Source organism: Sphingomonas bacterium (assembly GCF_903644135.1).
GTDB lineage: Bacteria > Pseudomonadota > Alphaproteobacteria > Sphingomonadales > Sphingomonadaceae > Sphingomonas.
Genome location: NZ_CAHJXA010000193.1, coordinates 1 through 5,365, shown reverse-complemented (window position 1 = coordinate 5,365; position 5,365 = coordinate 1). Strand labels below are relative to the sequence as shown.

5 protein-coding genes and 1 pseudogene are annotated in these 5,365 nt (G+C 68.9%); 5 read left to right on the top strand and 1 reads right to left on the bottom strand.

From position 1 onward, the window contains the following. The 5 genes from HUU96_RS10610 to HUU96_RS10590 form a co-directional block, all read left to right on the top strand. Positions 1-390, top strand: a 390-nt coding sequence (locus HUU96_RS10610; protein WP_302480237.1) for a proton-conducting transporter transmembrane domain-containing protein, incomplete at its 5' end; no start/stop codon positions are given. Between the two features lie 10 nt (positions 391-400). Beyond that, positions 401-1,117 (top strand): biotin--[acetyl-CoA-carboxylase] ligase, encoded by a 717-nt coding sequence (locus HUU96_RS10605; RefSeq protein ID WP_302480238.1) that lies wholly within the window; start codon positions 401-403, stop codon positions 1,115-1,117. A gap of 9 nt (positions 1,118-1,126) precedes the next feature. Further along, positions 1,127-1,936 carry a type III pantothenate kinase gene (locus tag HUU96_RS10600; RefSeq protein ID WP_174292772.1) on the top strand — a complete coding sequence of 270 codons (810 nt, stop codon included), beginning with the start codon at positions 1,127-1,129 and terminating at the stop codon, positions 1,934-1,936. A 79-nt stretch (positions 1,937-2,015) separates the two neighbouring features. After that, a complete protein-coding gene (locus tag HUU96_RS10595) occupies positions 2,016-3,653 on the top strand; it encodes a ribonuclease J (protein ID WP_174292771.1) in 1,638 nt (545 codons plus the stop codon). Between the two features lie 5 nt (positions 3,654-3,658). Beyond that, the gene (locus tag HUU96_RS10590; RefSeq protein ID WP_174292770.1) at positions 3,659-3,940 is read left to right on the top strand and encodes a DUF1467 family protein; all 282 of its coding nucleotides are present in this window, start codon (positions 3,659-3,661) and stop codon (positions 3,938-3,940) included. 6 nt (positions 3,941-3,946) lie between these two features. Here HUU96_RS10590 and HUU96_RS10585 read toward each other — a convergent pair. Further along, positions 3,947-5,365, bottom strand: a pseudogene (locus tag HUU96_RS10585) (hypothetical protein); the annotation flags it as partial.

Genomic DNA, 5,365 nt, shown 5'->3' with positions numbered 1-5,365 from the left:
CCGGTCGAGACGATCGCCAGCCTGTCCGGCCTGTCGCAGACGCGGCCAGGTCTGGCGGCGGCGTTGGCGGTGTTCATGTTCTCGCTGGCTGGTATCCCGCCGCTGCTGGGGTTCAACGCCAAGCTGGCGGTGTTCTCCGCCGCCGTCGACGCAGGCCTCTACCCGCTGGCGGTGGTGGGCTTCGTGGCATCGGTGATCGGGGCCTATTATTACCTGCGCGTGATCAAAGTGATGTATTTCGACGAGCCGGCACCGGCGTTCCAGCGGTCGAACGACGTTGTCCAGGGTGGCCTGATCGCCGCGACCGCGCTGTTCGTGTCGCCGCTCGGCTGGGTGGTGCTGGCCCCGCTCGGCGGCTGGACGATGACGGCGGCGCATTCGCTGTTCTGAAGCCGTTGTCCTGACCACCCTCCGCACCGTTGCCGAGACGGGATCGACCAACGCCGACATGCTCGACCTCGCCCGCAGCGGTGTGACCGAGGACCTGTGGCTGCGTGCAGAGCGACAGCGCGGGGGCAGGGGGCGGCAGGGCCGTGAATGGGTGTCGCCGGCTGGCAACTTCTACGGCAGCACGCTGGTCCGGTTGCGACCGACCGATCCGCCGGCCCCGACCCTGGCGTTCACAGCCGCGATCGCGCTAGACGAGACCGTCGGCTTGTTCCTGCCCGACGATGTCCGCGAGCGACTGTCGCTCAAATGGCCTAACGACCTGCTGTTCGCCGGGGCGAAGCTCGCCGGCATCCTGCTCGAACGCGCCGACGAAGCCGTGGTGGTGGGGATCGGCGTCAACCTCGCCGTCCACCCCGACCTGCCCGACCGTGCGACGACCAGCCTGGCGGCTCACGGCTGTGCGGTTCCGCCCGAGGTGTTCGCCGAGACGCTGGCGGAGGCGTTCGCCCGCTGGCTGTCGCGCTGGCGGAGCGAGGGCTTTCAGCCGATCCGCCGCCGCTGGCTGGAGAGGGCGCATCCGCTCGGCACCGCGCTGACTACCCGCCTGCCCGACAGCACGGCGCTCGACGGGCTGTTCGAGGGCCTGGAGAGCGATGGCGCGCTGATCCTGCGCTTGGCGGAGGGCGAGCGGCATGTCATCCACGCCGGCGACGTCTTCCTGCTCTAGGGGCCTGCCATGCTGCTCGCGATCGATGCCGGCAACACCAACGTCGTCTTCGCGCTCGTCGATATCGGGGGCGGGGAGGGCCGCGCTATCAAGGCGCGCTGGCGGATCGCGACCGATCCGCGCCGCACCGCCGACGAATATGCGGTGTGGCTAAGCCAGCTGTTGTCGCTCGCCGGCTATGACCGGTCGGTGGTGACCAGCGTCATCATCGCCACCGTCGTGCCGCGCGCGCTTCACAATCTGCGGGTCCTCGCAGCCAAGTATTTCGGCGGCGAGCCGCTCGTCGCCGGCGTGGCTCCGGCCGCGTTCGGCATGGCGATCGACGTCGACGAGCCCGCCTCGCTCGGAGCGGACCGCGCGGTCAACACCATCGCCGCGCACGCGCTCCACCCCGGTGACCTGATCGTCGTCGACTTCGGCACCGCCACCACCTTCGACGTCAGCGACTTTTCCGGTGCGTACAAGGGCGGCATCATCGCGCCGGGCATCAACCTGTCACTCGACGCGCTGGTCACCGCCGCCGCCAAGCTGCCGCGCATCGCCATCGAAGCTCCCGCGACCAAGGGCGTCATCGGCACCAACACCGTCGACCAGATGACGATCGGCATCTACTGGGGCTATATCGCGATGATCGAGGGGCTGCTCGATCGTCTCAAGGCGGAGGTCGGCCGGCCGGTGACGGTAATCGCGACCGGCGGCCTCGCCACCCTGTTCGAGCGCCATACCGGCGTGTTCGACGTGATCGAGCCCGACCTGACTATCCAGGGGCTGGCGATCATGGCCGAACGCGCCCATATGACAGGTAACTCGTTGTCCTGACGAAATCAGGGCTTCTCCACCCGCGCCGCGTGACGGCATCAAACCCCGGCTACCGCTCGGGTGATCAATTAGGATTAGAATGACCCCCAAGAACGAATTGTTGTTCGTCGCGCTCGGCGGCTCCGGCGAGATCGGCATGAACGTCAACCTCTACGGCACCCGCGGCAAGTGGCTGATGGTGGATTGCGGCATCACCTTCGCCGATCCTGCCTATCCCGGCATCGACATCATCCTGCCTGACCTGTCCTTTATCGAGGATCGCCTCGACGATCTGGTCGGCATCGTCCTGACCCATGGCCATGAGGATCATATCGGCGCGCTGCCGTATCTCGCCGAGGATCTGGGCGTGCCGCTCTACGCGACGCCGTTCACCGCCGGGCTGATCCGCGGCAAGCTGGACGAGGAGGGCATCGCCAATCGCGTCAAGCTCCACGTCATCCAGCCGGACGTCCGCACCGAACTCGCGCCGTTCGGCTTCCGCTTCGTGCCGATGGCGCACTCGATCCCCGAGGCGAACGCGCTGCTGATCGACACGCCTGATGGCCGCGTGTTCCACACAGGCGACTGGAAGATCGATCCGACGCCGGTGATCGGCAATCCCGCCACGCCCGAGGAGCTGGCGGCGATCGGCGCGGACGGTGTCGACGTGCTGGTCTGCGACTCGACCAACGTCTTCAACACCGAGGCGTCGGGATCGGAGGCGGACGTGCGCCGCGGCCTGTCGGAAGCGGTGGCGAAGGCGCGGGGGCGGGTGGTCGTCACCAGCTTCGCCTCCAACGCCGCGCGGCTGTCGACGCTGGGCGAGGTGGCGAAGGAGAGCGGGCGCAAGCTGTGCGTCACTGGCCGCTCGCTCGACCGCATCCTCAAGGTCGCGCGCGCCTGCGGCTACCTCAAGGACTTTCCCGATACGGTCGATGTCGATACCGCGGTGCGGTTACCGCGCGACCGCGTGCTGATCGTCGCGACCGGTGGGCAGGGCGAGGCGCGGGCGGCGCTGGCGCGGATTGCCGACGGCTCGCACCAGATCAACCTCGACGCCGGCGATACCGTGATCTTCTCGTCCAAGCAGATTCCCGGCAACGAGGTGGCGATCGGCCGTATCCAGAACATCCTGGCGGCACGCGGCGTCGAGATGGTGACCGAGCGGCAGGCGCACGTCCATGTCTCTGGCCACCCTGGCCGCCCCGAGCTGAAGCAGATGTATGGCTGGCTCAAGCCCGACCTGCTGATCCCGGTGCATGGCGAGATGCGGCACCTGATGGAGCAGGCGCGGTTCGGCCTGTCGGAGGGGATCGGTCAGGCGCTGGTGCAGAAGGACGGCGACATCGTCCGCCTGCTGCCCGGTCCGGCGGCGAAGATCGGCCATGCCGCGGTCGGCCGGCTGGTGCTCGACGGCGACGTCATCCTGCCGGCGGACGGCACCACGATCAACGAGCGGCGGCGCATCGCCGTCCATGGCCAGATCGCGGTGGCTGTTGCAGTCGGGCAGGGCGGTCGCCTGATCGGTCAGCCGCAGGTGCGGATCGAGGGCGTGCCGGTCGAGGAGGACAAGGCGGCGTTCATCGCCGACGCGGTCGACGCGGCGGCGAAGAGCATCAAGAAGACCGGCCGCGACCGCAACCGCCTGCGTGAGGACGTCCGCCTGGCGGTGCGGCAGGTGGCGACGCGCTGGACGGGCAAGAAGCCGATCGTCGATGTGCTGTTGATCGAAGGCTGAGGCGGGTGCGCTGGACGTCGATTGTATCGATCTACGTCCTGTTCTGGGCGATGTCGGTGTTCCTCGTCCTTCCTTGGGGCGTGCGCACCACCCGCGAGGTGGGTGGCGACCTTGTCCCTGGCCAGGCGGATAGTGCGCCTCATGAGTTCCGCCTCGGCCTGATCGCCAAGCGGGTGACGATCGTCGCGACCTCGCTGTTCCTGTTGTTCCTGGTCAACTATCACTTCGGCTGGATCGGGCCGGAGATGTTCGACTTCTCCGGCGCGTCGGACAACAGCTTCGACTGATCGCGCCTAACGCAGCCGTTCGATCGCCTGCGCCAAGGCGACGTAGAGCTTGCCCATGTCCGACGATAGCAAGGTCACGCCCAAGGGCGAGCCGTCGCGCTGCGCCAGGATCGCGCGCAGCATCGCCTCGAAATCATGGATGTAGCGGTTGACCTGCTCACGGAACGGCGGCTGCTCATCATACAGCCGGGCGACGTCGCGCGCGTCGCCGGCGTCGAGGATGCGCACCGCGCGGCGGGTGAAGACGCCGCGATCGCCCTTCAGATAGGCGGCCCAGGCACTGTCGGAGATGTCGGGCGCGAACGCCTTGGCGATGTCGATCGAGGCCGAGTTGAGCGACTCGATCAGCAGCGACACCCGGCGCGACAGCGTGTCGCGGTCGGCGGTCTCGCGCTCGCTGCGCGCGTCCTCGATGCGGCTGTCGACAATCGCGGTCTGCTCGCCGATCTGGCGGACCTGATCGGCGAGCCGTTCGGTCGCGCGGCTGGCGGCGGCGACGGCGGCGTCGGTCGCCTCGGCGATGGCGTCGATCTGGCGGTGGACGGTGTCGGCAGCGACGCCTTTGATCGCCTTTCCGGCAGCATCGCGCAGCGCGTCGGCGGCTTCGGGAATGACGCCGGCGAGGGTGGCGCGGGCATGGTCGGCGGCGGCGGCGGCGGTCTCGCGCACGCGCAGCAGCGCTTCGATCAGGCGCGGCGCCGCGTCCTCGGCGAAACGGTGCGAGCGCGCGATCGTGTCGTCGAACATCTGGCCGAGCGCATCCGCCTTGGTGCGACCGCTGGTCAGCGTCTCGGTCAGGTTGCTGGACAGCTGGTCGAGAGTGCGGCGCTGATCGGCAATGACGCCGGCGATCGCCTCGATCGCATCATGGGTGCTTTCGGCGGCGGTGACCAGCGCCAGCAGCTCGGGCTTGGCCTGCACGACGACGGCCTTGCTCTGCCCGATTCTGCGGTCGAGCCGGGCGAGCGCCTCCGGCAGCGTCTCGTCGATCTCTCGCGCCGCCGCGTCGAGCGCGATCAGCAGCGTCTCCGTGGTGCCGATCGTCCGCGTCGCCATCGCCTCGCCGGCGCGCAGCGCCTCGGTCATCGCATCGGCCGAGCCGCCCAGCGCGCTGATCGACGCGGCGAGCAGTTGCGAGCGGCCGACGCCCTGATCGTGGAGCGCGTCCATGCTATCGGCGACACGACCGATGCCGTTCTCCAATCCGGTGATCAGGCCGTCGCCGGCGACGCGCTGCTGCTCGATCCGTGCCGCCAGCCGCTCGACCGTCACCTCGACCCCGTCAAGGCGGTCGGCGAGCGCTGCGGCGCTGTCGCGGGCGGCGGCGTCGAGCCGGGTCTGGTGGGCGGCGACCATCGCGATCATCGCCTCGCCCTGCTGTTCGATCCCCCGCCGCGCTTCGTCGACGGTGTCGGCGGTGCGGCC

Bases quoted from the DNA above. Each gene is read 5' to 3' on its own strand.
- HUU96_RS10595 (WP_174292771.1), top strand. From the start codon at position 2,016: ATGACCCCCAAGAACGAATTGTTGTTCGTCGCGCTCGGCGGCTCCGGC.
- HUU96_RS10600 (WP_174292772.1), top strand. From the start codon at position 1,127: ATGCTGCTCGCGATCGATGCCGGCAACACCAACGTCGTCTTCGCGCTC.